The organism is Secundilactobacillus collinoides DSM 20515 = JCM 1123 (genome assembly GCF_001435975.1).
Lineage (GTDB): Bacteria > Bacillota > Bacilli > Lactobacillales > Lactobacillaceae > Secundilactobacillus > Secundilactobacillus collinoides.
Genome location: NZ_AYYR01000073.1, coordinates 1 through 3140 on the forward strand (window position 1 = coordinate 1; position 3140 = coordinate 3140).

Sequence of the window (3140 nt, forward strand, 5' to 3'; positions counted from 1 at the left end):
CTAGACCAATCATTGGAATAGGTCATTAACTGTTGCACTTGATTTGACACTTCGGGGATGGAAGTAAACTTATTTTAATTAGGGTTTTGATATTTTTGTTTGAAGGTGTCACTCTCATAGCGGCATTCTTTTGTTGTGTTACAAATAGTTATTCACATTTAACTAATTCTATTTGAATGAACAGGCAAATACATTAGTTACTTTTTTATCATACTTACTGTTGATGCGAATTGTATTCTTATCTAATGTTATAAATAAATTGAATTATCAATATACACATACAAAAAAACAAAAATAACAGAATAAAGACGAATTCATAAAAAATCCCATATTATTCTTATGAAATTCATAATATTTTAATAACATAAAGATATCGCAAAGCTACTTGATCGATAAAATTCAGGTAAAAGGATGTGTTCAAAATGAACAAGACAGTTAGTAAGTAATTTTTATCCGGTATGTTGTCTCTTAGGCTTATAGTTGGAACTGTTATCAGTAATGTTTCCTTGGTTGCGCATGCAGAAGAAACTACGTCAACATCAAGTTCGTTGACAGTCACACCCGACACCGATACAGTGACACGAGATCAAGAAAAACAAAATTTATTAAATGACTCGGATAACAAACGAATTTTAGCTAATGAAGCTGAAGGTATTGATGATAATGATGCTAGTATTGAGGCACCAACAGTAGTAAGTCGGGATGATTTTAATAATGATAATGAATATTACTCATATTTGCGTACTCATCCATATGTTAAAGCAACAGATGCAATTTCAACACGTTCGGCTGATGTCGCTATGGCAGGAGCTACAACTGCTGCTAAAGAATATGCATTTGAAGGGCTTCAACGTACAACTGTTATTCAAAAAGCGTACATTGGTTCAACTTATATATACGTAACGCAATTAACCGGGCAGGACTTATACTTATCACGATGTCGAATTGAGGGAGACGTGGCAGTTTATCAGGATGAAATGAAATTAACAGATTTTGGACACTCTCAAACACTAGAGGAATTTAAGTACAATGATGAATATTATTTCTGGATTGGATGTAAGGGCGTAGAGACTACTTCAAGCGGTATTCCGTGGTCTACTCAAGTGGCACGAATCCAGTACAGCCCAGGTGAATTAAAATATACTGATGCTCCACGATTCTCAAGCATTAATTATCTTAATAACACTGGAGCCTCAAATGGCAGTATGACGCGTTCTGACAGTGCGCTCTCAAGCACTACTAATCGGCTCTTCATTTGGACTAAGAATGGTGATGGTACTGCTCATTATGCGTCCTATGATGCTACTCAAATGAATCAGATTTTAGATGAGGCTGTTAGTTCTGGTGGAAACTTATACGTACCTTTCACTGATTCACGAGTACATGATGCTTATATTGCAGGCCACTCGATGACTTCATCAGTGTTGACCAGTCTAATCTCGTACGATTCTATTCAAGGATTTGAATATAATGATGCAGATGCAATTTATATCTCTAGCGGACAAGAAGGAGATACCCCGGCAATGGTAAAATTTGCTTGGAATACAACCTCTGGATCTAAAGTAACACTAAATAATAGTGAGTTTGGTTCTACGACCGAAACCGAAGGAATGCAACTTAAAGGTGATGATGTTCACTTAGTAGTTGATTTTCATGACAGTCCAAATGTTTCAATGATTTACAGTGTTCCTAAATCAGCATTTTAAAATTACCATTTTAAAATTACCATTTTAACTTTTAAAAAGAGGTTGAGGCTTAAAAGTCTCAGCTTCTTTTATTTCTTAATCTTTTTTAGCCGTAAAAAGATTGATAATGAGGATTGGATAATGCTATTATGAGACAAGTGGTATTGTACTTTTAAATTAAGGCACTCGATTGGGAGAAAGAGGGACTCAATATGAATAAAATGATCATTAAAAGTTTAGCGTTAGGTGCCTTGACACTTGGCGTTGGATTCACAACGCAACAGGTTAGCGCTAGCGCTTCATATCGAACTGTTAAAACGAAGAGTTATGCTAGCACGACTCCAGCATATCATGCTAAGAACGCAACTAAATCAGTTTATTTATGGAATAGCACTTTAACGAAAAAACAGCATAACTTGAAAAACTATCCGAAAACGACTTGGTACGTTCAAAAGAGTGTTAAGTTAACTAATGGTAAAAAAACTGGCATTTTCTACTATGTCAAAAATAAGAGCAACTCGGCAAGTGGGTATGTTTGGCGGAACTACTTAACTAAGGGCAAATTTACAGCTACTTCAGGTAAGAGCACCACAACAGATCCTACAGTAGCAACAAGCAATAATAGTCTTACATTTAAGTATGTTAACGCTGACTCTGGTGCAACAGTTGCAAGTACTTCGTGGGTTGTACCTTCAAAATTATTAAAATCAGGTGCGTCATTAAGCGAAGGCACTAGCATGAAGAGTGCCTTAAAAGATATTACAAGTGTGTTATCGGCAGCAACTGCAGATACGCCATCAGGCTATTATATTACAGATACAACATATCCTGATGTTGTTACCTCTAAAGTTGGCGAAACGTTGACTTTCCATGTACTTCCGCTACTTTCTCAAAATTAGCAATGTACGCGCAAAAAATGTATCAGAGTTCTTTTGTATTAAGTTAGTAAGCTAATGTACTCGACTCAAAACACGTTCTGAAAATCAAAAATTAGCAGTGAAGGGTGTCATGCAACAAAATCCAAAATTGAAGGATTTTATTGCATGACACCCTTCACTGCACCAATTATTAATCAAATTTCTTCAAGCATTAATTATGAGCGATATATTAACGAAACGTTTAATCTAGACTTTCTCTGCTATATTACCGAAATGCGTTCCAAAAACCAGACAGCTGCACGTAAGGGCGTCACGGCACAAAATCCAACCCGAGATTTTATGCCATAACGCCCTTATGCTCCGCTATCTTAACGGTTTTTTCCACGCTCTTAATTATGAGCAATATCATAAAGAGACGCTTTAATGTTGTGCTTCTCTGTTATATAGCCGAAACGCGTTCCAAAAACCAAAGACTTGCACAGAAGGGTGTCATGCGACAAAATCCAAACCGGGATTTTATCGGCTCTTTGTCAACTGGTATTGGTGGAGAGTTTTGAAACGTATTTGACTTTATGTC

The 3140-nt window shown here is 36.3% G+C and carries 2 protein-coding genes; both read left to right on the plus strand.

Going from position 1 to position 3140, the window contains the following annotated elements:
* The first annotated feature begins 575 nt into the window (after nucleotides 1-575).
* Nucleotides 576-1706 (plus strand): helveticin J family class III bacteriocin, encoded by a 1131-nt coding sequence (locus FC82_RS11770; protein WP_153021000.1) that lies wholly within the window; start codon nucleotides 576-578, stop codon nucleotides 1704-1706.
* Nucleotides 1707-1897: 191 nt separating this feature from the next.
* Entirely contained in the window at nucleotides 1898-2584 is a 687-nt protein-coding gene (locus FC82_RS11775) for a hypothetical protein (protein ID WP_054762920.1), read from the plus strand.
* Nucleotides 2585-3140 lie beyond the last annotated feature (556 nt).

Bases quoted from the DNA above. Each gene is read 5' to 3' on its own strand.
- FC82_RS11775 (WP_054762920.1), top strand. From the start codon at position 1,898: ATGAATAAAATGATCATTAAAAGTTTAGCGTTAGGTGCCTTGACACTT.